A 24,099-nucleotide genomic window follows, 5' to 3' on the forward strand; every position below is an offset into this window, starting at 1 on the left:
GGCTCGGCGGGNGCTCGGCGGGTTCTGTCGCGGTTGGGGCGGGCGCGGCGGCGGCATCCGTGAACTGCATTTCGGCGGGCGGAATGGGCAGGCGCATCACGATCGCATCCACGTTGTCTGGTTGGTAGTAGCCCCGGCGCACGCCGAGGTCTTCGAAGCCGAGCGAGCGGTACAAGTGCTGGGCGCCGGGGTTGTCGGCGCGCACCTCGAGGAAGGTCTCGCGGGCGCCGCGCTTGCGGGCCTCGGTGATCAGGCTGAGCATGAGCACCCGGCCGAGCCCGCGGCCGCGAGCCTCCTCGGCGACGGCGATGGTCTGGATGTCGCTCTCGGGCGACCGCAACGCCGCCTGCAGCCCGGCGTACGCGACGATGTGCTCCGGGGAGTCCGGTGGGAAGGCGACCAGGTAGTAGCAGCCGGGGTCGGCGACGTCGCGGGCCATCATCTCGGTGGACCAAGCGTCGTTTTCGAAGATGTGCGTCTCCAGGGCCATGATCGCCTCGACGTCGGCGGGCCTGGCGCGGCGCAGCTGCCAGGTCATCAGCTCACCCGCTTGGGGCCGTTTTTGGACACCGTCACGTCGGGTGAGCGCAGGTAGAGCGCCTCGTCGGGGGCGAACGAGTGCCCGGCGGCGAAGGCGAGCTCGGCGACCATCCCCAGGTCGCCGGCCGAGATGGTGGCGGCGTCGAGGCGGGGCAGGCCGGCGTGCACGAAGTCGGCCTCGAGCAGCTCGGCCGGTTTGGCCAGGGTCGGGTCGCCGATGCGCACCGGCAGGTGCTGGGCATCCGCCCCGCTGTATGCGGACCAGTAGACCTCGCGGCGGCGGGCGTCGGTGACCACGAGCAGTGGGCCGGTGTGGCCGGTGCGGTAGGCGCCGTAGGCGATGGCGTCGTGGCTGACGACGGGAACGAGGGGTCGGTCGATGCCGAGGGCGAAGACCCGGGCGGCGGCGATGCCGACGCGGAGGCCGGTGAACGGGCCTGGGCCCATGCCGCCGACGACGCCGGAGAGCGCCGAGACGGGGATGGCGGCCTCGGTCAGGCACTCCTGGATGAGGCGGCCGATTACCTCGGCATGGCGCATGGTGTCGGGGACGCCGCGTTCGGCGAGTACGCCGTGGGTCAGGTCGACGACGGCGACGCTGGTGCCGGCGGAGGTATCGATGGCGAGGAGCACCCGTCCAGCCTATGCGGCCCCGGCGCCTCCGCCCGCCGGGCGCCTCGCCGGCTCGCGGTTCACCCGTACTGGTCCCGGTGCGGACATTTGGTCCCGGCACACCGGGTGCACATGTCCGTACCGGGACCAGTTCGCTTCGGGCGGGCCGGACCGGGCGGGGGCGACCGGGCGGGGGCGCGTTAGGGGCGCTTGGTGCGGATGGCCTTCACGGTGAGCTGCGCGGCGGCGAGCAGCAGCAGCACGGCGAACAGGATGCTGGAGAGCCGCGGCGGGATCAGCAGGGCTAGCGCCACCCCGGGCACGGCCGCGATGGTGGCGGCCACGCCCACCACGAGGCCGGCCGGCAGGTCCACGAGCCGGGCGCGGGTGTTCGCGACGGTGCCGACGATGCTCGTGGGCACCAACACCAGCAGCGAGGTGCCCTTGGCGATGAGGTCGCTCACGCCGAACACCGCCACGAGGGCCGGCACCGCGATCACTCCCCCGCCGATGCCGAATAGGCCCGAGGCGATGCCCATCGCCAGGCCCAGAGCGAGGTAGCCGAGCACCACGATCCAGTTCAGCTCGAGGGCGCTGCCGCGTTCGGGTTCCACCAGCACCATGCGCACGGCCACCAGGATCAGCAACGCAATGAACAACCAGCGCAGCCAGAACAGCGGGATGCGCCGCAACAGGTTGGTGCCGATCACCGAGCCCACCACCGCCCCGGCCGCGATGATGGCGCCGGCGACGAGGTCGATGTGACCGTTGACGAGGTAGGTGAGCGACCCCACGATGGAGGTGGGCACGATCGCCGCGAGCGATGTCGCGGCGGCGCGACGCTGGTCCATCCGCACCAGCGAGATGAGCAGGGGCACCATCACGATGCCGCCGCCGACCCCGAACACTCCGGAGAGCAGTCCGCCGATGAGGCCGGTGAAGACCAGGGCTATCCAGTACCAGGCGCCCGTCGGGCGGGCGGCGGTCATGCGAGGCCGTCCTGCCATCGCGGCCCGTGGCCGGTCACGGTGACGGTGCGCGGTTCGGGCAGGTCCAGGGCGACGGTGTCGTCAGTGTCGGCGCCAAACGACGCCTGGGAGGCGCCGAGCGGACGCTCGATCTCCACGTCCAGCCACGATTCGGTGATCCCCTCGAGCAGGCCGCGGCCCCACTCCACCACCACGATCGAGCGGGCGAAGTCGATGTCGAGGTCGTCGAGCTCCATCGCGCTGCTCAGCCTGTAGGCATCCACGTGCACCAGCGGCGGTCCGCCGATCGTGCTCGGATGCGTGCGGGCGAGCACGAAGGTGGGGCTGGTGACCGCGCCGCGCACCCGCAAGCCCTCGCCGAGGCCGCGGGTGAAGGTGGTCTTGCCGGCGCCGAGCGGGCCGGTGAGCACCATCAGGTCGCCGGCGCGCAGCAGCCCGGCCAGTTCCAGGCCGAACGCGTGCATCGTTTCGGGGTCGGCGATGGTGCGGCGCATCGGGTTACGGCCTCGGGGTTTCGGCGGTGTCGACACCGGTCAGGGACCCAGGTCCGACATACCGGCGGGGCACCCTGGCGCCCACCCGGGTGACGATGTCGTAGTTGATGGTTCCCGCGGCGGCGCCCCACTCGGCGGCGGTGGGCACCCCGGCCGCGGCGTCGCCGAACAGCACCACGACGTCGCCGACGGCGACGGGGTCCGCGCCAACGTCAACGAGGAACTGGTCCATCGCGACACGCCCCACCACGGGGTACTGGGTGCCGTTGATGGCCACCCTGGCGGCGTTCATGGCCTGCCGGGGCACCCCGTCGGCGTAGCCCAGCGGCACCAGGGCGAGGGTGGTGTCCGCGGCGGCGCGCCACAGGAAGTCGTAGGAGACGCCCTCGCCTGCGGCGACCCGGCGCACGGCAGCGACCCGGCCGCGCAGGGTCATGGCCGCGGTGAGGCCGAGGTCGGCGGCATCCGCGTCGGCGAACGGGGACTGCCCGTAGATGCCGATACCCAGCCGCACCATCGAGTAGCGCGCGGCGGGCAGGCGCAGGGCGGCGGCCGTTGAGGCCAGGTGGGCGAGGTCGATGGTGAGTCCGGCGGCGGTGGCGGCCTCCAGGCCGCGGCCGAAGCTGGCGATGGCGGCGAGGTCGTCGCCGGGCGAGGTGTTGGCCAGGTGGCTGAACAGGCCGCGCACCCGCAGCCGGTCGACCCGCTCGAACGCGGCGGCCAGGCCCAGCACCTCGGCCCAGTCCGATTCGTCGACGCCGTTGCGGTTGAGGCCGGTCTCGAGTTTGATCTGCACGGATGCGGGCCGGCCCAGCGTGGTGGCGGCCGCCGCGACCTGGCGCACCTGCAGCGCCGACGAGAGTCCGAGGTCGATATCGGCGCTGATGGCGGCGGCGAAGTCGGAGTCCGGGCCGTGCAGCCAGGCCAGCAGCGGCGCGTCGATGCCGGCGGCGCGCAGGGCGAGGGCCTCGTCGATGTCGGCGACGCCGAGCCAGTCCGCGCCGCCGGCGAGGGCGGCGCGGGCCACCGGAACGGCGCCGTGGCCGTAGCCGTTGGCCTTGACCACGGCCATGGTGTGCCGGGTGCCGATCAGGCTGCGCAGGTGTTCCACGTTGGCCTGCACCGCGCCGAGGTCGATGACGGCCTCACGGAAGTCGGTCATGAGTCGCCCTCCAGGACCACGAACGCGCAGGCCACCCCGGCGTCGTGGGTCAGGCTCAGGTGCGCGCTCGTTATGCCTCGGGCGGCGAACGCGGACTGCACGGCCCCGGTCAGCGCGAAGGACGGGTTGCCGTGCGGGTCCGAGACCACTTCCATCTCCTGCCAGCTGGCTCCCACACTGTCGCCGAGGGCCTTGATCAGGGCCTCCTTGGCGGCGAACCTGGCCGCCAGCGAGTGCGTCGGCAGGGTGCGCTCGGCCGGCGCGAACAGCCGCGGCACCAGCCCGGGCGTGCGGGCCACCTGCCTGTCGAAGCGTGCCAGGTCGACGATGTCGACGCCGATGCCCTTGATCATGGTCTGCTCAATCCCTGTGTGCTGTTCCCAGCGAAATGCCCAGGACCCGGTGCCATCGCGAGGCGATGACGTGGCGAGCCCTGGGCATCCGTGGCCTGTTCTACTGGCCTATTCGACCGTGACTGACTTCGCCAGGTTGCGCGGCTGGTCGACGTCGAGGCCCTTGGCGGTGGCCAGCTCGATGGCGAACATCTGCAGCGGCACCACGGCAAGCAGCGGCTCGAACAGGGGGCCGGCGAGCGGGATGTGGAACACGGTGTCCGCGAACGGCAGCACCGCGGCGTCACCCTGTTCGGCGATCGCGATGATCCGTGCGCCGCGGGCGCGGATCTCCTGGATGTTGGAGACCACCTTGGGGTGCAGGTGCGCGGAACCGCGCGGGCTCGGCACCACGACGAAGACCGGCTGGCCGGGTTCGATCAGCGCGATCGGGCCGTGCTTGAGCTCGCCGGCGGCGAAACCCTCGGCGTGGATGTAGGCGAGCTCCTTGAGCTTGAGCGCACCCTCGAGCGCGATCGGGAAGCCCACGTGGCGGCCGAGGAAGAGCACGGCGCGCGAGTCGGTCATCCACACCGCGAGCTGACGCACGGCATTCTCCTGCAGCAGGGTGGTGGCGATCTTCTCCGGGATGGCCTGCAGCTCGCGAACCTGCTCGGCCAGCTCCTCCGGAGACAGGGTGTTGCGCACCCGCGCCAGGTGCAGGGCGAAGAGGTAGAGCGCGGCGATCTGGCCGGTGAACCCCTTCGTCGATGCGACGGCGACCTCGGGGCCGGCGTGCGTGTAGATCACGGCGTCGGACTCGCGGGGAATGGTGGCACCCTGGGTGTTGCAGATCGAGATGGCCTTGGCGCCGGCCTCGCGGGCGTACTTCACGGCCATCAGGGTGTCCATGGTTTCGCCGGACTGGCTGATCGAGATCACCAGGGTGTCCGGGGTGAGCACCGGGTCGCGGTAACGGAACTCGTGGCTGAGTTCGACGTCCACCGGCACCTGCGCCCACTTCTCGATGGCGTACTTGGCGGTCTGGCCGGCGTACGCGGCGGTGCCGCAGGCCACGATCACGATGCGGCGGATGCCGGCGAGCACGTCGTCGCCGAAGGCCTCGAGCTCAGGCACCACGGCCTGGCCGTCGTGGATGCGGCCGCGCAGGGTGTTGGTGACGGCATCCGGCTGCTCGGAGATCTCCTTGGCCATGAAGCTGGACCAGCCGCCCTTGTCGCTGGCGGAGGCATCCCAGGCGATGTCGAATTCTTCGACCTCGACGGGGGCGCCGAAGAAGTCGGTGACGGTGACGAGGTCGGGGGTGATGGTCACGATCTGGTCCTGGCCGATCGCGACGGCACGGCGGGTGTACTCCACGAACGCGGCGACGTCGGAGCCGAGGAAGTTCTCGCCGTCGCCCAGGCCGATCACCAGCGGCGAGTTGCGGCGGGCGCCGACGACGACGCCGGGCTGGTCCTGGTGCACGGCCAGCAGCGTGAAGGCGCCGTCCAGGCGCGCGACGACGGTGCGGAACGCTTCGCCCAGGTCGCCGACGCGCTGGTATTCGCGGCCGAGCAGCACGGCGGCCACCTCGGTGTCGGTTTCGCTCTCGAAGGCGTAACCCTCGGCGAGGAGTTCGTCCTTGAGCGGCGAGAAGTTCTCGATGATGCCGTTGTGGATGAGGGCGAGCTTGCCGTCGTCACCCAGGTGCGGGTGCGCGTTCTCGTCGGTCGGACCACCGTGGGTGGCCCACCGGGTGTGCCCGATGCCGGTACGCCCGTTGTTGATCGGGTGAGTCTTGAGCTCGGCGGCGAGCACCGCGAGCTTGCCGGCGCGCTTGGCTGTGTTGAGCACACCGGCGTCGTCGATCACCGCGATTCCCGCGGAGTCATACCCCCGATACTCGAGTCGACGGAGACCTCCCATGAGGACCTCGACGCTTTTATTGTCTCCGACATATCCTACGATTCCGCACATGGCCCTGATTTTAGTCGCACTATGCTTGTCTGGATGTCCGAGCCGGTGGTGAGCCCCAGTAATAACGGTCACAGCACCCCCTTTGTGGAGCTCGACCGTGCTGTGTGGGCATCCCTCGCACCCTCGACGCGGCTGCCGTTGCGGGAGACCGAGGTCGTGCAGCTGCGCGGCCTGGGTGAGCCGCTCGACATCAACGAGGTGTCGGATGTCTACCTGCCGTTGAGCCGGCTGCTCAACCTCTACGCCGCGGGAGCCCGCAAGCTGCACCGCGACACCAGCGATTTCCTCGGTGAACGCGCCCAGCGCACCCCGTTCGTGATCGGCGTGGCCGGTTCCGTCGCGGTGGGCAAGTCCACCATCGCCCGGCTGCTGCGGGAGCTCCTGGCCCGCTGGGAAGACACCCCCCGGGTGGAACTGGTCACCACCGACGGGTTCCTCTTCCCCAACGCCGAACTGGCCCGCCGTGGCCTGATGGAACGCAAGGGCTTCCCGGAGTCGTACGACCGGCGCACGCTGCTGCGGTTTGTCAGCGCCATCAAGAGCGGCGCCGCCGAGGTGCGCGCCCCGTTCTACTCGCACCTGAACTACGACATCGTGCCCGACGCGCAGGTCGTCGTGCGCCAGCCCGACATACTCATCGTCGAGGGCCTGAACGTGCTGCAACCGCCCGCCCCCGGGCACGGGCTCGCGGTGAGCGACCTGTTCGACTTCACCATCTACGTGGATGCCCGCACCTCCGACATCTCTCGCTGGTACGAGGAGCGGTTCCTGCGGCTGCAGCGCGGTGCGTTCACGAACCCCAAGTCGTTCTTCCACAGGTTCGCCTCCCTCAGCGAGGACGAGGCCCGGGCCCGCGCCCGCACCATCTGGGGCAGCATCAACGAGCCCAACCTGCTGCAGAACATCCGCCCCACCCGCTCCCGCGCCACCCTGGTGCTGCGCAAGGACTCCGACCACACCGTCGACAAGGTGCTGCTGCGCAAGGTCTGACCCGCGGCTGCTCGCCCAACCCAGTCCGCTGGCCGCCGTCCGCAACTGTGCCCGCTGCGGACAAATGGTCCCGGCACACCGGGTGCACAAGTCCGCAGCGGCACCAGTTGCGCCGCAGCCCGGCCGGTGCGGCGGATGCGGCGGGCGCGGGCAGCGGATGGCGGCGGCTCGGCTACGGTGGAGCGATGGACTTCGAGGTGCGCACCGAGCGGCTGATCCTGCGGCGCTGGCGCGACACCGACCGCGAACCGTTCGCCCAGCTCAACGCGGATGCCGAGGTGATGCGCTACTTCCCGGCGCCCCTGAGCCACGAACAGAGTGATGCCCTGGCGGCCCGGGCCGATGTCATGTTCGACGTGCACGGTTACGGCCTGTGGGCGCTGGAACGTCTGGACACCGGCGAGTTCATCGGCTTCACCGGTCTCGCGCCGATGCTCGAGGGCGTCTCCGGTTCCGGCGAGGTCGAGGTGGGCTGGCGGCTGGCGCAGTCGGCCTGGGGGCACGGATTCGCCACCGAGGCGGCGACGGCGGCCCTGCGGTTCGGCTTCGAGACCCTCGGGCTGGCGGAGGTGAACTCGATCACCGCGGTCGTCAACATCCGCTCGCGGAGCGTGATGTAACGGCTGGGCCTGCATGTAGCGGGCGAGTTCGATCACCCGAAGCTGCCGGAGGCCTCGCCGCTCCGCCGCCACGTGCGCTACACGATCGGTACGCCGCTCCCCCGCTGATCGCGCCCACCCGCTGATCGAGCCCACCCGCTGATCGAGCCTGTCGAGATCCCGCGAACCGATCCGCGCTCGCGAGAACAGGTCACCAGGTCTCGACAAGCTCGACCAACGAGACGGTCGCCACCACCCGCTGATCGAGCCTGCCGAGATCCCGCGAACCGATCCGCGCTCGCGAGAACAGGTCATCAGGTCTCGACAAGCTCGACCAACGAGGCAGTCGCGCCCACCCGCTGATCGAGCCAGTCGAGATCCCGCGAACCGATCCGCGCTCGCGAGAACAGATCACCAGGTCTCGACAAGCTCGACCAACGAGACGGTCACGCCCACCCGCTGATCGAGCCTGTCGAGATCCCGCGAACCGATCCGCGCTCCCGACAACAGGTCACCAGGTCTCGACAAGCTCGACCAACGAGACAGTCGCCACCACCCGCCGATCGAGCCTGTCGAGATCCCGCGAACCAATCCGCGCTCGCGACAACAGGTCACCAGGACTCGACAAGCTCGACCAACGAGACGGTCGCGCCCACCCGCGCTCGCGAGAACAGGTCACCAGGTCTCGACAAGCTCGACCAACGAGACGGTCGCCACCACCCGCTGATCGAGCCTGTCGAGAGCTAGCTGGGCTGCAGGGCCAGGCGGGACTGCACGACGTCGGCCAGGGCGTGGGCCAGGCGGTCGGCGGTGGGCTGGTCGGCGGCTTCCACCATGACCCGCACCATCGGCTCGGTGCCGGAGGGGCGCAGAAGCACCCGGCCGGTGTCGCCGAGTTCGGCTTCGGCGCCGCGCACGGCCTGAGCAATGACCTCGTCGCCGGCGAGCGCGTGGTGGTCGACGCCGCGCACGTTCACGAGGATCTGCGGGAACACCTTCATCACGCTGGCCAGCTCGGCCAGGGTCTTGCCGGTGCGGGCCATCTCGGCCACGATGTGCAACCCGGTGAGGATGCCGTCGCCGGTGGTGGCGAACCTGGTCATGATGACGTGACCGCTCTGCTCGCCGCCGAGCGACAGCCCGTGGGCGTCGAGTTCCTCGAGCACGTAACGGTCGCCGACCTTCGACTCGATCATGTTGATGCCGTTGGCGGCCATGGCCTTCTTCAGGCCCAGGTTGCTCATCACCGTCGCCACCAGGGTGCGGTCCTTGAGCACACCGCGCTCGGCCATCGACACGGCCAGGATCGCCATGATCTGGTCACCGTCGACGATGTTGCCGTCGCGGTCCACGGCCAGGCAGCGGTCGGCGTCGCCGTCATGGGCGATGCCCACGTCGGCGCCGTGTTCGAGCACCGCGCGGGCGAGGTTGTCGAGGTGGGTGGAACCCACGCCGTCGTTGATGTTGAGGCCGTCGGGGTCGGCGCCGATCACGGTGACCCGGGCGCCGGCATCCGTGAAGACCTGCGGGGACACGCCGGCCGCCGCGCCGTGGGCGCAGTCCAGCACCACGTGGATGCCGTCGAGCCGGTGCGGCAGGGTGCCGAGCAGGTGCACGACGTAGCGGTCCTCGGCGTCGGCGAAACGACGGATGCGTCCGACGTCGCCGGCGATCGGGGTGAGGAGCTGGTCCCCCGCGTCGAGTACCGCTTCGATGCGGTCCTCGACGTCGTCGGGAAGCTTGGTGCCGCCGAAGTTGAAGAACTTGATGCCGTTGTCGGGCGCAGGGTTGTGCGAGGCGGAGATCATCACGCCGAAGTCTGCGCCGATGTCGGCGATGAGGAACGCGGCGGCGGGCGTCGGGATGACGCCGGCGTCCAACACGTCCACGCCGGAGCTGGCCAAGCCTGCTGCAACGGCGGAGGTGATGAATTCACCGGAAATGCGGGGGTCGCGGGCGACCACGGCGACGGGACGACGGCCCTGGGCACGTCGTTCCTCTGCGCGGCGGCCGCTGGTGAGCACTACGGCGCTCGCCTGGGCGAGGCCCAGGGCCAGGCCAGCCGTGAGATCACGGTTAGCCAGGCCCCGGACGCCGTCCGTGCCGAATAGTCGAGCCATGGGTGTACTAACTCGACTAACGGGTTAGCGCTTCGAGAACTGAGGCGCCTTGCGGGCCTTCTTGAGTCCGGCCTTCTTGCGCTCCTTGACGCGAGCGTCACGGTTGAGGAAGCCGGCCTTCTTGAGGATGGCGCGGTTGTTCTCTTCGTCGATCTGGTTCAGCGAGCGGGCGATGCCGAGGCGCAGCGCGCCGGCCTGGCCGGACGGGCCACCACCGGTGATGCGGGCGATGACGTCGTAGCTGCCGATGAGGTCGAGGACCTTGAACGGGTCGTTGATCAGCTGCTGGTGCAGCTTGTTCGGGAAGTAGTCGTCGAGCTCGCGCCCGTTGACGACAATCTTGCCGGCGCCGGGGACGATGCGCACGCGGGCGATGGCCTGCTTGCGACGGCCCACGGCTGCGCCGGGAACGTTGAGGACGGCGCGGGGCGCCTTGGTTGCAACTTCAGCGGGAGTCTCGGTGGTGAAACTCTCGGGAGCTGCGTCAATCTGGTCTGCGATCTTCGCCACGATGGTGTGAATCCTTTTTTCTTAGATATCGAGAAGTCTGGGGCCGACGCTACTGAGCGACCTGGCTGAGGGTGTACGGCGTGGGCTGCTGCGCAGCGTGCGGGTGGCTCGGGCCTGCGTAGACCTTGAGCTTCAGCAGCTGTGCACGGCCGAGCGAGTTCTTCGGCAGCATGCCGCGAATCGCCTTTTCTACCGCACGGGTGGGGTGCTTCTCGAGCATCTCCGAGTAGTTCGTGGCCGTGAGGCCGCCCGGGTAACCGGAGTGGCGGTACGCCATCTTGAGGTCGAGCTTCTTGCCGGTCAGGGCAATCTTCTCGGCGTTGATGATGATGACGAAGTCGCCACCATCCATGTGGGGGGAGAAGGTCGCCTTGTGCTTGCCGCGAAGAAGAATCGCGGCGTGGCTGGCGAGCCGACCCAGAACGATGTCGGTGGCATCAATAACGACCCAGTCGTGCTGGAGTTCGCTTGCCTTGGGAGTGTAGGTGCGCGTCACTGTTGTGCTGCTTTCTTGTTTTCGAACGGAGGTGTTCGTGAATCCCGCTCCGGGTGTGTTCTCGAAGAGAACACGATCGATGGAGGGCTCACGTTCGTGTGCCTGGCTGCAACGCTCAGACACCAAGGAGCAACTCTAGTTCACGACCCGCACCCGGCACAACTCCGCCCGGCAAACTCGCCCGGCGACGCTTACTCGTCTTCGGGCAGTTCCCGGCGGGCGCGGGTCTGCGCGGCACGGATGGCCATCCCCGCGTCCTCCGGGTAGCCCACCTCCATCAGGGTCAGGCCGTGCGCCTGCATCACCTTGAATTCGCTGGTGCGGGCCCGCTCGATGCGCAGGTCCACCAGCCGGGTGCCCACCAGCTTGCCCTCCCCCACCGACACGCAGGCGCCCACCAGGGCGCGCACCATCGAGTGGCAGAACGCATCGGCCTGCAGGGTCGCCACGAGCACCCCGTCGGGGTCACGCCGCCACTCGAAGGACTGCAGGGTGCGGATGGTGGTGGCGCCGGGGCGCGGCTTGCAATAGGTGGCGAAGTCGTGCAGCCCGATCAGGGTGTGCGCGGCCTCCTGCATCGAGGCGAGGTCCAGCTTGAAGCCGTGCCAGGTGGTGCGCAGCCGCTGCAACGGGTCGCGCAACGCGCCGGTGTCGGAGATGCGGTATTCGTAGCGGCGCCAGAGGGCGGAGAACCGGGCGTCGAAACCGACCGGGGCCAGGCTGGCCCGGTGGATCACGATTTCGGGCTGGGTGACCAGGATGCCGCCGAGCCGGCGCTGCACCATCGTGGCCAGCTCGTTGGGGAACCTGGGTGCGGCCTTGCCCCGCTTGACCCGCACGAGGGCGTTGACCTGGTCGGGATTGAGGTCGAAGTGGGCCACCTGGCCCAGCGCGTGCACGCCGGAGTCGGTGCGCCCGGCGACCACGAGGGTGGGGGTGGGCTGGTGGCGTTTGAGGATGGCGCCGAGGCCCTCCTCGATCTGGCCTTGCACGGTGCGGTAGCCCGGCTGTACGGCCCAGCCGAAGAAGTCGGTTCCGTCGTAGCCGATGTCGAGGCGGATGCGGCTGGAGCCTGCTGGCGGCATCGAATCGGACGGCTCCGCCAGGGCGCCATCCGGGTTGAGCTCGGCCAGCACCAGCGGAAGGGCGCCGTCGACGGGCTCGGGAACACTCACAGAGGTCAGTGTAGAGGCCGGGCCGGGTTATCGTTGGACGGGCCGTCTCAGGCCGCACAGTTATGACCAGTCTCCTTCGCACCGCGCCCCGCTCCCGCGCCACAGCTGTCGCCGTTTCCGACCCGGGCGTTCCGGCGGGCCGCCGGCTCAGCGGCCTCGACGGCCTCCGGGGCCTCGCCGTCACACTGGTCCTCGTCTACCACCTGTTCCCGCCGGTGCTGCAGGGCGGTTTCATCGGCGTCGACATCTTCTTCGTGATCAGCGGTTTCCTGATCACCGGCCTGATCGTGGCCGAACACGACCGCACCGGCCGGTTCTCGCCACGGCAGTTCTGGCTGCGCCGGGCCCGGCGTCTGGTGCCGGCTCTGGTGCCGGTGGTGCTGGTGGCCTGCTCGGCAGCCTGGCTGCTCGGCGGCGACGTGCTCGTGGGCCTGGGCTGGAAGCTGCTCGGCGCCGCGACGTTCAGCTACAACTGGGTGTCGATGGCCGCGCACACCAGCTACTTCGGCGCCGGCCAGCCCGAGCTGCTCCGCAACCTCTGGTCGCTGGCCGTGGAGGAACAGTTCTACCTGGTCTGGCCGCTGCTGCTCCTGCTGGTGCTGCGGATCCGCCGGCCGGGCCTGCGCCTGGCCCTCGTCGCGGGCCTCGCGCTCGCATCGGCCGCGTGGATGGGCGTCGGCTTCGTCCCGGGCAGCGACCCCACCCGGGTGTACTACGGCTCGGACACCCACAGTTTCGGCCTGCTCATCGGCGCCGGCCTGGCCCTGCTGCTGCGCCCGCTCGGGCCGGTCACGGCGCTCGGGGGCACCGCGGTTGCGGCGTCGACTGCCGCCAGGGCCGCACGCCGGTTCTCCACCGTGACACGGCCCTGGTGGGGCGCCGCCGCGGTGGTCGGCCTGGTCGCCGCCGCGATCTGGCTGCCCGCAGACGCCACCGCCACCTACCGGGGCGGCCTCCTGCTGGTGAGCGTGCTCACCGCCGTGTCGATCTGGGCCGGCCTGGCCGACGGCCGGTTCGGGCGGATGCTCGACACCGGGCCGCTCCGCTACCTCGGTGAACGCTCCTACGGCCTCTACCTCTGGCACTGGCCGCTCCTGGTGCTGACGCAGCTCGTGGCGCCGTTCGGCCGTGGCCCGGCGAGTGTCGCGGCAACCGGACTGCTCACCCTGGTGCTGGCGCTGGTCGCCGCGGCGGTCTCGCACCGATGGCTTGAGATGCCGATCCGTCGGTTGGGCCTTCGCGGCGCGGTCGGCCGGCTGCGCGGCCGGGTCACCTCGCGGGAGTCTGCGCCGCACACCCTGCGCCGATACCGACCGGTCGCGGCACTGACGCTGGCCGGGGCCGCCGTGCTGATGTTGCTGGCGGGCACCGTCGCATCCGTGGTCACGGCGCCCGCCGTCACGACGGCCCAGGCCGAGGTGCTGCGCGGCCAGCAGGCGCTCGCCCAGGCCGCGCAGGCCGCGCAGGCGCAGGCCGCCCAGGATGCCGCCGCGCAGGCCGCCGGTGGCGGCGCTGAGGCCACCAGGGGGTCGAACATCACCGCCGTCGGGGATTCCGTGATGCTCGCCTCCGCCGCCGAGCTGCAGGCCGAGTTTCCCGGCATCACGATCGATGCCGCCGTGTCCCGCGGCATGGACGCCGCCCCGGAGATCCTCGCCGCACAGCGCGCCGCGGGCACCCTGCGTCCCGTGGTGCTGGTGGGCCTGGGCACCAACGGCCCCGTCGACCCGGCCGACCTCGCCGCCATCATGCGGGTGATCGGTCCCTCCCGCGAGCTGATCGTGGTGAACGCCTTCGCGGACCGGGACTGGACCGCGGGCGTCAACTCGGAGCTGGCGGACTTCTCGGCGCGCCGCAGCCAGGTCGTGCTGGCCGACTGGAGCGGTGCGATCGCCCCGCACGTGGACGTGCTCGCCGACGACGGCATCCACCCCGGTCCCACCGGCGGGGCGATCTACGCCGATTCGGTGGCGGTCGCTCTCGACCGACTGCCCGGCGCCGCACCGAGCCGCGCGCCCGGCGCCGACACCCTGCAGGCCTTCCGCATCCGCTGACCCACCCGAGGTCAGCCGAGGTCCATTCGCTCCGCGGCACCGGAGGGCACGGGGTCGGGGATGCGCATCATCCTGAAGGAGATGACCACACCGCTGAGGGCGGCGAGGATCGGGATCAGCAAGGCGATCTGCAGGGCTATGGGCCGCGCCTCGGTGTTGATGCGAATGATCTCGTCCTGGATCTCCTCGGGTTGGTCGACGAGCAGTTCTTCGAGCGCAGTGTTGCTGAGCACCTGCGCGTCCTCGTCGAGGGCCTGCGCCACCTGGGCCTGTTCGGCCTCCGGAAGCACCGTGCTGTTGGAGGCCATAGTGGTGAAGATGGGGGCGAGGGCCGCGAGCATGATCGCCCCCGCGAAGGCCAGGCCGAACGACAAGCCGAATGACCCGGCAGCCGAGTTGACCCCGGCGGCCTCGCTCACCCGCTCATCCGAGATGGGAGAGAGCGAGTAGTTGTTGAGCTGCGAGACGAGCAACCCGAGGCCGCAACCGGCCACGACCAGCGGCGGCAGGAGCCACCAGCCGGAGTCAGCCCGTGGCACCAATGGGATGAGCGCGAGCAGCCCAACGGCCAGCAGCACGAAGCCCCACCTCACCAGGCTGGCCGGGCGCCGTTTTCCCGCCTGGTTCCCGGCGATCATCGCAATCGCGAACATGCTCAGCGACAGTGGCGCGATCGAGAGGCCCGCCCCCAGGGCGTTGTACTCGAGCACCATCTGAAGGTAGAGCGGCAGAACGATCATGGTGCCGCCGAGCGCGATCTGTTGGAGCATCTGCTGGGTGATGCCGAACCGGAAGGTCTTCACCCGCAGCAGGTCCGGATCGATCAGGGTCGCCTGTCCGCGGCGCTTGCGCCGCACAAGCCAGGTGCCGAGGCCCACGAGCGCGGCAGCCCCGACGACCAGGACGATCAACACCCGCTCGCCCCCTTCCTGCCAGATCAGGATGCCGAGCACGATTCCGCCCATTCCGACGACGGAGAGAATGGAACCCACGACGTCGACGTGCCGGGAGCCCGTGTACGGCACGTCGTGCACGAGCCTGATTCCAGAGAGCACGATCACGATGATGACGGCCTCGAGCAGGAAGGCCACCCGCCAGGAGAGAAAGGTGGTGATGAACCCGCCGAGGAGCGGGCCGACGGCGGCGGCGATCGCCGCGGACGCGCCGACGAGCGCGTAGACCCGCTTTTGGTCTGCCCCCTCGAAGTTGCCGTGGATGAGCGACTGCATGGCCGGCAGCAGCAGCGAGGCCCCGATTCCGCCGATCACCGCCCAGAAGACAATGATCGGAACAATGCTCTGTGCCAGGACCATGGCGATGGCCCCAATCGCATACCCGATGAGGCCGAGCACGTACGCACGTTTGCGCCCGATGAGGTCGCCGACTTTGCTGCCGATGAGGATGAACGCGGCAGAAACCAGCGCCTCGAGCGCGATGGTCGACTGGATGTCGCTGACGGCGACGTCAATGTCCTCCACGACGGCAGAGATGGACACATTCATGATCGACGTGTCCACAACCAGGACGAACATGGCCATGGCCAGCAGGAGGGCGAGCCGGCCGTTGAACGGCGCAACCTTGGCATCGTTTGTCATGCTCACCAACTCGCTTCGAGGTCGGCAACGGACTCGTCCGGTCACTCGCACGGTCAGTATGTCCCCCTCTAGGGACCGGCACAATGCGGCCCATCCGGCTCGGGCGGCATCCGGGCACGCAAAAAGGGCCCGACCGGAGTCGGGCCCTTTCAGGTACAGCGGGTGAAGCTGGTGCTACTTGGCTTCCTCAGCGGGAGCCTCAGCGTCGGCCTCGACGGTCTCGGTCTCGACGACCTCGGCCTCGGGTGCCTCAACCGGGGTCTCCTCGGCGACGGGCGCGGACGCCTTCGCTGCGGAGGCCTTGGCCGGCTTCGCCTTGGGCGTGACGGGCTCGAGAACGAGTTCCATCTGCACCATGGAGGCGTTGTCGCCCTTGCGGAAGCCGAGCTTCGTGATGCGGGTGTAGCCGCCATCGCGCAGCGCAACCTGGGGCGCGATCTCGGTGAAGAGCTCGTGCACGACGGTCTTGTCGCCGATCGTCGCGAGAACGCGACGACGAGCGTGCAGGTCGCCACGCTTGGCGAAGGTCACCAGGCGCTCGGCAACCGGACGCAGGCGCTTGGCGCGCGTCTCGGTCGTCTTGATGGACTTGTGGGTGAACAGGGCGGCAGCCAGGTTCGCGAGCATCAGGCGCTCGTGCGCCGGTCCGCCACCGAGACGGGCTCCCTTAGTGGGCTTAGGCATTATCGGTAATCTCCAGTATCAAAGTCGAAAGGCGTCGAGGAACGACGAGCCTTAGATGGTTTCTTCGTCGTAACCGCTGTAGAAGTGCGCACCGTCAAAGCCGGGCACAGAATCCTTCAGCGACAGGCCGAGCTCTACGAGCTTGTCCTTGACCTCATCCACCGACTTCTGACCGAAGTTGCGGATGTTCATCAGCTGGGTCTCCGAGAGGGCGACCAGTTCGCTGACGTTGTTGATGCCTTCGCGCTTGAGGCAGTTGTACGAGCGCACGGACAGATCGAGGTCTTCGATCGGCACGGACAGCTCGGTGGAGAGGACGGCGTCGACCGGCGCGGGGCCGATCTCAATGCCCTCAGCGGCGGTGTTCAGCTCGCGGGCCAGACCGAACAGCTCGGTCAGCGTGCGACCGGCGGATGCGATGGCGTCGCGGGGCGAGATAGCCGACTTGGTCTCCACGTCAACGACGAGGCGGTCGAAGTCAGTGCGCTCACCGGCACGAGTTGCCTCGACACGGTAGGTCACCTTGAGAACCGGCGAGTAGATCGAGTCGACCGGAATCTGGCCGGCCTCGGAGTACTCGTTGCGGTTCTGGGTAGCCGACACGTAGCCACGGCCACGCTCGATGGTCAGTTCGAGTTCGAACTTGGCCTTGTCGTTCAGGGTCGCGATGACGAGCTCGGGGTTGTGAACCTCGACGCCGGCCGGAGCCGAGATGTCGGCGGCCGTGACCTGGCCGGAGCCCTGCTTGCGCAGGTACGCGGTGATCGGCTCGTCGTGCTCGGAGGAGATGACGAGTCCCTTGATGTTCAGGATGATCTCGGTGACATCTTCCTTGACCCCGGGAACGGTGCTGAATTCGTGAAGCACACCATCGATGCGGATGCTGGTGACAGCAGCGCCGGGAATCGAGGAAAGCAGGGTGCGGCGCATCGAGTTACCGAGGGTGTAGCCGAAGCCAGGCTCGAGCGGTTCGATGACGAACCGGGACCGGAACTCCGAGATGTTCTCTTCGGTGAGCGTGGGGCGCTGTGCAATAAGCACTATTGATTCCTTTCGGCGAAGTGTCCGCTATATGACACTTAGTGGCGAGTTGTGAAATTGTGAGTCTCGACGGGTCCGCGAGAAGCGGCCCTGTCGCGGTGAACGGCGAGTGAGCCTGCCCGGATCTTTCGACCCAGACAAGCCCAATCGCCAGTCACTGAAAGGAATTAAACGCGGCGGCGCTTCGGGGGACGGCAACCGTTGTGGGCCTGAGGCGTCACGTCGTTGATCGAGCCAACTTCGAGGCCAGCGGCCTGCAGCGAACGGATAGCCGTTTCGCGGCCTGAGCCCGGTCCCTTGACGAAGACGTCAACCTTCTTCATGCCGTGCTCCTGCGCCTGGCGGGCAGCCGACTCGGCGGCCAGCTGAGCGGCGAACGGGGTCGACTTGCGCGAACCCTTGAAGCCGACTGCACCTGAGGACGCCCAGCTGATGACCGCACCGGTGGGGTCGGTGATCGAGACGATGGTGTTGTTGAACGTGCTCTTGATGTGGGCCTGGCCCACAGCAATGTTCTTCTTTTCTTTCTTACGCGGCTTCCGTACGGCCGACTTTGGTGCTGCCATGATTTCTCCTGAATCCTAGAGGCGTGACGGGCTGGGCCGAGGCCTAGCGCGCCTTCTTCTTGCCGGCTACGGTGCGCTTCGGGCCCTTGCGGGTACGAGCGTTGGTCTTGGTGCGCTGGCCGCGAACGGGCAGGCCCTTGCGGTGACGAATACCTTCGTAGCTACCGATCTCGACCTTGCGGCGGATGTCAGCGGCGATCTCACGGCGAAGGTCACCCTCGATCTTGAAGGTTCCTTCGATGTAGTCGCGGAGCTGGACGAGCTGCTCGTCAGTCAGGTCCTTGACGCGAATGTTTCCATCGATCTCGACGTCGGCGAGGGTCTTGAGTGCCCTCGTACGGCCAACACCGAAAATGTAAGTAAGTGCAACTTCCACGCGCTTATCGCGCGGAATGTCTACGCCGGCTAGACGTGCCATTGTGGCTTCTCCTGTGGGATGAGTGGAGGTCTGTAGCAGTACCTGTGCATCGGCCTCCAACCGATGGTGTCACCCCGAGGGGTTCCCGGCACTGCTATGTATTTAGTTGTGTCGTGCGTGGATCTCGAGAACGACCATCGCTGGTCGAGCTTGTCGAGACCTAGCCCTGACGCTGCTTGTGACGCGGGTTCTCGCAGATGACCATCACGTTGCCGTTACGGCGGATGACCTTGCACTTGTCACAGATCTTCTTGACGCTGGGCTTGACCTTCATGGGTGTGTCCTTGTATTCGCTGTCTTCGTACCCACGGAATGCCGCGGGCCGTTACTTACAGCAACGCTTACTTGTAGCGGTATACGATCCGACCGCGGGTCAGGTCGTAAGGGCTCAGTTCCACGATCACGCGGTCCTCAGGGAGGATGCGGATGTAGTGCTGACGCATCTTGCCCGAAATGTGGGCAAGAACTTTGTGGCCGTTGGTCAACTCAACACGAAACATCGCGTTGGGAAGAGCTTCGACTACTGCGCCCTCGATCTCGATGACACCGTCTTTTTTGGCCATAACTCACTATCGCTAAAGTATTGGTTGCTGGTCTTGCGGGAATTGTGGCCTCCAGACACGCCTGTAAAGGCAGTCTTAGACACCAAGGATTCATCCTATGCTATGCGATTGCCCTTGGCAATTCATCCCTGTACTCTCGTAGCCGCTCGCACGACCTCGAGCACATCGGCGTAGAGCGGATGCGTGGCCTCGAGCCCGCAGACGGTGCTCACGATGGTCTCGGCGGAGTCGGTGGCGAGCATCCGCTGCAGCTCAACGCTCTGCTCGTCGTCGGCAACGTCGAAGCGGAGGGCCGCGGCGATCGCCTCGAGCAGCGCCACCGGGCGGGTGCCCCGTTCGGCGATCTCGGCGGCCGGGCCGATGAAGCGTTCGTGCCGGCTGAGCTTGCGCAGCGGCTGACGGCCGACGCGTTCGACGGTGTCCGGCAGCGAAGGGTTCGCGAACCGGCCGAGGATCTTCTGGCGGTAGGCACGCTGGGTGTCCTCGTCGAGGCCGTGCTTGGCCACCAGGAGGGCGCTGGTCTCTTCGAGCACCCGGCGGGCACCATCCGCGACGGACGGCACCAGCAGGGCGTCGGAGAGCTTGGAGACGCCGGCCTGGGTGCCGAGGTAGGCGACGGTGGCGTGCCCGGTGTTCACAGTGAAGAGCTTGCGCTCGATGTAGGGCGCGAGGTCCTCAACGAACGTGGCGCCGGGGATCACCGGCGGGGTGCCGCCGAACGCGGGACTCTCGATGACCCACTCGTAGAAGGCCTCGACAGTGACGTCGATGCCCGCATCGGCGGCCTGGCCGGGAACGATGCGGTCCACGGCCGTGTTGGCGAAGGCCACCCGGCCGGCCAAGGCCGCGCGCTCGCTCTCGGGCACGTTGGCCCAGACCTGCTCGGCGAGCACATCGGTGGCGTTGATCGCGTTCTCGCAGGCCATCACGGCCAGCGGGGGCAACCCGGCCTCGCGGCGGGCCAGGCCCGCCGCGATGACCGGGGCCACGAACCGCAGCACGGTGGGGCCCACGGCGGTGGTGACAGCATCCGCCGTGGCGATCTCGTTGATGAGATCCGCTTCGTGGGTGGCGCTGTTGAGAGCACGGAAGTTGTCGACCACCTTGTCGGTGGGGGTCTCCCCCGCCTCGTGCACCGTGTACGACGGCGCCTGCTGCAGCGCCTCAATGAGAGGGGCATTCACATCGGCGAAGACAACCTCATAACCGGCCTCATGGAGCAAAAGACCTACGAAGCCGCGGCCGATGTTGCCCGCGCCGAAGTGAATGGCTTTCATTCTGCGTTTACCTCCTCGAGCAGGGCGAAGATCTCGTCCTGCGAACCAGCGTCGATCAGTTTCTGTACTTCGTCCTCGTCGGAGAAGACGACGGCGATCTTGGAGAGGATCTCCAGGTGTTCGTTGTTCAGGCCGGCGATGCCGACCGCGAACTTGACGGGCTGGCCGTCCCAGTCGATCGGTTCCGCGTACCGCACCAGCGAGAGAGCCGATCGCACGATCGACTCCTTCGCGTCGTTGGTGCCGTGCGGGATCGCCAGGAAGTTACCCATGTAGGTGGAGACGGAGTTCTCGCGCTCGAACATCGAGTCGACATACTCCTGCTTCACCGCTCCGGCGGCGACCAACAGGGCACCGGCCTCACGGATGGCCTCGTCGCGGGTGGTGGCCGCGCCGGCGGCCACCACGTTCTGCGGTTCCAGAATGCTCTGGGTCATTACTTGATAACTCCTTCGTTGGTGCCCTGGAGGGACTGTACGACCTCGTCGTACTTGGGGCTGTTCATGAAGTTGTCCACCGACACGTGAACCGACTTGGGGCTCTTGCCGCGGGCCCGGTCCGTCAGGTCCTGGTGGGTGATCACGAGGTCGGCGGTGCCGTCGAGGTTCGCGATGGCCTGGTTGGTCACCGTGACCCCTTCGATGCCGGCCTTCTTGATCTTGTTGCGCAGCACCGAGGCGCCCATGGCGCTGGAGCCCATGCCGGCGTCGCAAGCGAAGACGATGTTCTTCACTGCGGTGCCGGTCGTGGCCGAGGCGCCGAGGTTGCCCAGAATGGAGCTGGACTTGCCCTTGTTGGCTTCGGTCTTGGCGATCGCGGCGGCCAGTTCGTTGTCGTTCTCAGCGGCGAGGTCCTTCTTGCGGCTGGCGCGGAGGATGACACCACCGATCGCGAACGAGACACCGGCAGAGGCGATGACCGAGAGGATCACGCCGATGAAGTCGGTTGCCGGCGTCTGCGCCAGCACGGCGATGATGCTGCCGGGCGAGGCGGGGGCGCGCAGGCCGGTCTGGAAGGCGACGTTCACGGCAACACCGGTCATGCCGCCACCGATGGCGGCGAGCACCATCATCGGCTTCATCAGCACGTACGGGAAGTAGATCTCGTGGATGCCACCGAGGAACTGGATGATGATCGCGCCGGGTGCACTCGCGCGGGCCAGGCCGACGCCGAAGAACGAGAACGCGAGCAGGATGCCCAGGCCGGGGCCGGGGTTCGCCTCGAGCAGGAACAGGATGGACTTGCCGGACTCCTGGACCTGCTGCACACCGATGGGGGTGAGCACGCCGTGGTTGATGGCGTTGTTGAGGAAGAGGATCTTGCCCGGTTCGATGAAGATCGACGCGATCGGCAGCAGGCCGTTGACGATGAGCCAGTCCACGATGGTCTCGAGGAAGGCGCTCAGGCCGGTGACCAGCGGGGCGATTCCGAAGAACGCACCCAGCGCCAGGGCGAAGCCGAGGATACCGGCGGAGAAGTTGTCCACCAGCATCTCGAAGCCGGGGCGGATCTTGCCGGCCCAGATCTTGTCGACCTTCATCAGGATCCATGCGGACAGCGGGCCGACGATCATGGCGCCGATGAACATCGGGATCGAGCTGCCCACGATGACACCCATGGTGGCGATCGAGGCGATCACTCCACCGCGGGTGCCGTAGACCATCCGGCCGCCGGTGTTGGCGATCAGCAACGGCAGTAGGTACAAGATCATCGGGTCGACGAGCGTGACCAGGGTCTCGTTCGGGGTCCAGCCGGTGGGGATGAAGAAGGCGGTGATGATGCCCCACGCGATGAACGCCGCGATGTTGGGCATGATCATGCCGCTCAAGAAGGTGCCGAAGGCCTGTACGTGGACCCTCGCGCCCTTCTTCTCGGTGACAGACGTCGTTGTCATTTCTGTGTACCTCTCTCGGGGGTTGCAAGCACGGTAGGGCCCGTGCCGGTGGGGGCGGTGCTGGTGTAGCTGTGTGCGATTGCGGTTGCCGCGGCGCGAGCGGATGCTGCGCCGTCGGCGGACAGAGCGGCCGCGGCGAGGTGCCGGGCCTGCTCGAGTGTGAAGTCGGCCAGGGAGGCCCGAACGTCGGCGAGGGCCGAAGCCGACATCGACAAGGTGGTGGCGCCGAGGCCCACAAGCACCACGGCGAGCAGCGGGTCGGCCGCGGCCTCGCCGCAGACACCGACGGGCTTGCCGAGGCTCGCGCCGGCGGCGCCGACCTCGCCCACCAGGCGCAGCACCGCGGGGTGCCACGGGTCCTGGAACGCGGCGACGCTACCGAGCATCCGGTCGGCCGCAAGGGTGTACTGGGTGAGGTCGTTGGTGCCGATCGACGCGAAGTCGGTGTGCGCCAGGATGCGGTCGGCCAGCAGCGCCGCGCTCGGCACCTCGACCATGACCCCGGCCGTCTTCAGGCCCAGTTCGTGGGCGAGGACGGTGAAGTAGGCCGCCTCCTCCACGGTGGAGACCATCGGCGCCATCACCCAGAGGTCGGCGTCGGTGGCCGCGTCGGCTTCGGCGAGGGCGGTGAGCTGTTCGCGCAGGATGTCCTCGCTGGCGCGCAGGGCACGCAGGCCCCGCAGACCCAGGGCGGGGTTCTCCTCAGCGGCGTCGTTGAGGAACGCCAGGGGCTTGTCGGCGCCGGCGTCGAGCGCCCGAACGACGACCTTGCGGCCGGGGAATTCGCGCAGCATCCGCTCGTACTGTTCGCGCTGCTGGGTCACGGTGGGGGCGGAAGTGGAGTCGAGGAAGAGGAACTCGGTGCGGAACAGGCCCACACCTTCGGCGCCGAGGGCGACGGCCTTGGCGGCGCCATCCGCCGAACCGAGGTTGGCCAGCAACGGAACGCTGGTGCCGTCGGCGAGCTTGCCCGGGCCGATCGGGGCCAGCGCGCGGGCCTCGCGGGCCAGGATGCGGGCGCGGGCTTCGGCGAGTTGTTTGGCGGTGGGGGCCACGAGCACGATGCCGTTGGCGGCGTCGATGATGACCTCGTCGCCGTCGGCGAGCTGCGCGGCCGCGTGGGTGCCCACGATCGCGGTGATCGACTTCTCCCGGGCCAGGATGGCGGTGTGCGAGGTGGGTCCGCCGTCGATGGTGATCAGGCCGAGCACCTTGTCGAGGTTGAGCAGGGCCGTGTCGGCGGGGGCGAGGTCGTGAGCGACGAGAACGAAGGCCTCTTCGGGGTCGGGTACGCCCGGCGCGGGCAGGCCGGCGAGGTTCGCGATGACCCGCTGGGCCACGTCGTCGAGGTCGGCGGCACGTTCACCGAGGTAGCCGCCTAGGGCCAGCAGCTGGTCGCGGAAGGTGGCGAAGGCCTCGAACACGGCGCGTTCGGCGGTCTGGTGCTTGTGCAGCCTGGCGGTGACCTCCTCGATGAGGGTGGGGTCCTCGGCCATCATGGCCTGGGCCTCGAGCACCTCCTGGGCGGTACCGCCGGCGCGCTCGCCCCGGGCTTCGAGGTCTTCGGCGACGGTGTGCATCGACGCGGTCGCCCGGGCCAGTTCGGCTTCCGGCTCGAGGGCGCTGCGGGTGCTGACCGGCTCCGGCAGGGGTGCGGGCATGCGCAGGACCCGGCCGATGGCGACGCCCTGCCCGATCCCGATGCCCTGCAGCTCAATCATGCGCGCGTCCCGTCTAGGCGTCGTGGTCGGTGAGGAGGAGCTCGACGAGGCCGTCGAGCACGGAGTCGGCGTTGTCGCCGTCGGTGGCCAGGGTGACGCTGTCACCGTGGTTGATGCCCAGCGAGATGACGCCGAGGATGCTGGCGGCGTTGACCGCCTTGCCGTCTCCCTTCTGCAGGGTGACCGGTGCGCCGGCGGCGGCGGCGGCCTTCGTGAAGAGTTTCGCGGGGCGCGCGTGCAGCCCGTGCGTCGATCCGATCTGTACGGTGCGTTCGACCATGTGTCGC

25 protein-coding genes and 1 pseudogene are annotated in these 24,099 nt (G+C 68.4%); 3 read left to right on the top strand and 23 right to left on the bottom strand.

Annotation, left to right across the window (positions count from 1 at the left end):
• Positions 1-154: 154 nt before the first annotated feature.
• From CXY76_RS14250 to glmS, 7 genes and pseudogenes are all read right to left on the bottom strand, one after another.
• Positions 155-538 (bottom strand): annotated as a pseudogene (locus tag CXY76_RS14250) (GNAT family N-acetyltransferase); the annotation flags it as partial.
• The gene (gene tsaB, locus CXY76_RS14255; RefSeq protein ID WP_104165691.1) at positions 538-1,173 is read right to left on the bottom strand and encodes a tRNA (adenosine(37)-N6)-threonylcarbamoyltransferase complex dimerization subunit type 1 TsaB; all 636 of its coding nucleotides are present in this window, start codon (positions 1,171-1,173) and stop codon (positions 538-540) included. The pseudogene CXY76_RS14250 and the gene tsaB, both read right to left, overlap by 1 nt.
• A 179-nt stretch (positions 1,174-1,352) precedes the next feature.
• On the bottom strand, positions 1,353-2,141 hold the full coding sequence (locus CXY76_RS14260) for a sulfite exporter TauE/SafE family protein (protein WP_104165694.1): 789 nt from the start codon (positions 2,139-2,141) through the stop codon (positions 1,353-1,355).
• Entirely contained in the window at positions 2,138-2,635 is a 498-nt protein-coding gene (gene tsaE / locus CXY76_RS14265) for a tRNA (adenosine(37)-N6)-threonylcarbamoyltransferase complex ATPase subunit type 1 TsaE (protein WP_104165696.1), read from the bottom strand. The genes CXY76_RS14260 and tsaE overlap by 4 nt, the downstream gene beginning before the upstream one ends.
• A gap of 4 nt (positions 2,636-2,639) precedes the next feature.
• Positions 2,640-3,797 (bottom strand): alanine racemase, encoded by a 1,158-nt coding sequence (gene alr, locus CXY76_RS14270; RefSeq protein ID WP_104165698.1) that lies wholly within the window; start codon positions 3,795-3,797, stop codon positions 2,640-2,642.
• The gene (locus CXY76_RS14275; protein ID WP_104165700.1) at positions 3,794-4,150 is read right to left on the bottom strand and encodes a holo-ACP synthase; all 357 of its coding nucleotides are present in this window, start codon (positions 4,148-4,150) and stop codon (positions 3,794-3,796) included. The genes alr and CXY76_RS14275 overlap by 4 nt, the downstream gene beginning before the upstream one ends.
• 108 nt (positions 4,151-4,258) lie before the next feature.
• A complete protein-coding gene (gene glmS / locus CXY76_RS14280) occupies positions 4,259-6,109 on the bottom strand; it encodes a glutamine--fructose-6-phosphate transaminase (isomerizing) (protein ID WP_104165702.1) in 1,851 nt (616 codons plus the stop codon).
• 33 nt (positions 6,110-6,142) lie between these two features.
• Between glmS and coaA the strand changes: the two genes are divergently transcribed.
• Entirely contained in the window at positions 6,143-7,099 is a 957-nt protein-coding gene (gene coaA / locus CXY76_RS14285) for a type I pantothenate kinase (RefSeq protein ID WP_088457150.1), read from the top strand.
• 107 nt (positions 7,100-7,206) lie between these two features.
• A complete protein-coding gene (locus CXY76_RS14290) occupies positions 7,207-7,719 on the top strand; it encodes a GNAT family N-acetyltransferase (RefSeq protein WP_199190321.1) in 513 nt (170 codons plus the stop codon).
• A gap of 722 nt (positions 7,720-8,441) precedes the next feature.
• On the opposite strand, the gene glmM is transcribed toward CXY76_RS14290, so the two are convergent.
• The 4 genes from glmM to truA all read right to left on the bottom strand — a co-directional run bounded on the left by glmM (position 8,442) and on the right by truA (position 11,999).
• Positions 8,442-9,818, bottom strand: a complete 1,377-nt coding sequence (glmM, locus tag CXY76_RS14295) for a phosphoglucosamine mutase (protein WP_104165704.1) — start codon at positions 9,816-9,818, stop codon at positions 8,442-8,444.
• 24 nt (positions 9,819-9,842) lie between these two features.
• Positions 9,843-10,328 (bottom strand): 30S ribosomal protein S9, encoded by a 486-nt coding sequence (gene rpsI, locus CXY76_RS14300; protein ID WP_104165706.1) that lies wholly within the window; start codon positions 10,326-10,328, stop codon positions 9,843-9,845.
• A 49-nt stretch (positions 10,329-10,377) separates the two neighbouring features.
• Positions 10,378-10,824, bottom strand: a complete 447-nt coding sequence (gene rplM / locus CXY76_RS14305) for a 50S ribosomal protein L13 (RefSeq protein WP_104165708.1) — start codon at positions 10,822-10,824, stop codon at positions 10,378-10,380.
• A 191-nt stretch (positions 10,825-11,015) separates the two neighbouring features.
• The gene (gene truA, locus CXY76_RS14310) at positions 11,016-11,999 is read right to left on the bottom strand and encodes a tRNA pseudouridine(38-40) synthase TruA (protein ID WP_369826153.1); all 984 of its coding nucleotides are present in this window, start codon (positions 11,997-11,999) and stop codon (positions 11,016-11,018) included.
• A 62-nt stretch (positions 12,000-12,061) separates the two neighbouring features.
• On the opposite strand from truA, the gene CXY76_RS14315 reads away from it, so the two are divergent.
• Positions 12,062-14,053, top strand: coding sequence for an acyltransferase family protein (locus CXY76_RS14315; RefSeq protein ID WP_104165710.1), 1,992 nt, complete (start codon positions 12,062-12,064; stop codon positions 14,051-14,053).
• 11 nt (positions 14,054-14,064) lie between these two features.
• On the opposite strand, the gene CXY76_RS14320 is transcribed toward CXY76_RS14315, so the two are convergent.
• The 12 genes from CXY76_RS14320 to CXY76_RS14375 all read right to left on the bottom strand — a co-directional run bounded on the left by CXY76_RS14320 (position 14,065) and on the right by CXY76_RS14375 (position 24,092).
• Positions 14,065-15,648, bottom strand: coding sequence for an MFS transporter (locus CXY76_RS14320; protein ID WP_104165712.1), 1,584 nt, complete (start codon positions 15,646-15,648; stop codon positions 14,065-14,067).
• Between the two features lie 174 nt (positions 15,649-15,822).
• A complete protein-coding gene (gene rplQ / locus CXY76_RS14325) occupies positions 15,823-16,332 on the bottom strand; it encodes a 50S ribosomal protein L17 (RefSeq protein ID WP_104165714.1) in 510 nt (169 codons plus the stop codon).
• Between the two features lie 51 nt (positions 16,333-16,383).
• On the bottom strand, positions 16,384-17,373 hold the full coding sequence (locus CXY76_RS14330) for a DNA-directed RNA polymerase subunit alpha (protein ID WP_066597571.1): 990 nt from the start codon (positions 17,371-17,373) through the stop codon (positions 16,384-16,386).
• Between the two features lie 167 nt (positions 17,374-17,540).
• A complete protein-coding gene (gene rpsK / locus CXY76_RS14335) occupies positions 17,541-17,939 on the bottom strand; it encodes a 30S ribosomal protein S11 (RefSeq protein ID WP_104165716.1) in 399 nt (132 codons plus the stop codon).
• Positions 17,940-17,982: 43 nt separating this feature from the next.
• The gene (gene rpsM / locus CXY76_RS14340) at positions 17,983-18,357 is read right to left on the bottom strand and encodes a 30S ribosomal protein S13 (protein ID WP_066597575.1); all 375 of its coding nucleotides are present in this window, start codon (positions 18,355-18,357) and stop codon (positions 17,983-17,985) included.
• A 160-nt stretch (positions 18,358-18,517) separates the two neighbouring features.
• Entirely contained in the window at positions 18,518-18,631 is a 114-nt protein-coding gene (gene rpmJ / locus CXY76_RS14345; protein WP_035834639.1) for a 50S ribosomal protein L36, read from the bottom strand.
• Positions 18,632-18,698: 67 nt separating this feature from the next.
• Positions 18,699-18,920, bottom strand: a complete 222-nt coding sequence (gene infA / locus CXY76_RS14350; protein WP_022883252.1) for a translation initiation factor IF-1 — start codon at positions 18,918-18,920, stop codon at positions 18,699-18,701.
• Between the two features lie 122 nt (positions 18,921-19,042).
• Positions 19,043-20,197, bottom strand: coding sequence for a mannitol-1-phosphate 5-dehydrogenase (locus CXY76_RS14355; protein ID WP_104165718.1), 1,155 nt, complete (start codon positions 20,195-20,197; stop codon positions 19,043-19,045).
• The gene (locus CXY76_RS14360; RefSeq protein WP_088457158.1) at positions 20,194-20,634 is read right to left on the bottom strand and encodes a PTS sugar transporter subunit IIA; all 441 of its coding nucleotides are present in this window, start codon (positions 20,632-20,634) and stop codon (positions 20,194-20,196) included. Before CXY76_RS14360 ends, CXY76_RS14355 begins: the two co-directional genes overlap by 4 nt.
• Positions 20,634-22,091 carry a PTS mannitol transporter subunit IICB gene (locus tag CXY76_RS14365; RefSeq protein ID WP_104165720.1) on the bottom strand — a complete coding sequence of 486 codons (1,458 nt, stop codon included), beginning with the start codon at positions 22,089-22,091 and terminating at the stop codon, positions 20,634-20,636. Before CXY76_RS14365 ends, CXY76_RS14360 begins: the two co-directional genes overlap by 1 nt.
• Positions 22,088-23,812, bottom strand: a complete 1,725-nt coding sequence (gene ptsP, locus CXY76_RS14370) for a phosphoenolpyruvate--protein phosphotransferase (RefSeq protein WP_104165722.1) — start codon at positions 23,810-23,812, stop codon at positions 22,088-22,090. Before ptsP ends, CXY76_RS14365 begins: the two co-directional genes overlap by 4 nt.
• A gap of 13 nt (positions 23,813-23,825) precedes the next feature.
• Positions 23,826-24,092 carry an HPr family phosphocarrier protein gene (locus CXY76_RS14375; protein WP_104165723.1) on the bottom strand — a complete coding sequence of 89 codons (267 nt, stop codon included), beginning with the start codon at positions 24,090-24,092 and terminating at the stop codon, positions 23,826-23,828.
• Positions 24,093-24,099 lie beyond the last annotated feature (7 nt).

It is taken from the genome of Cryobacterium sp. N22 (assembly GCF_002929555.1).
In the GTDB taxonomy this organism is placed as follows: Bacteria; Actinomycetota; Actinomycetes; order Actinomycetales; family Microbacteriaceae; genus Cryobacterium.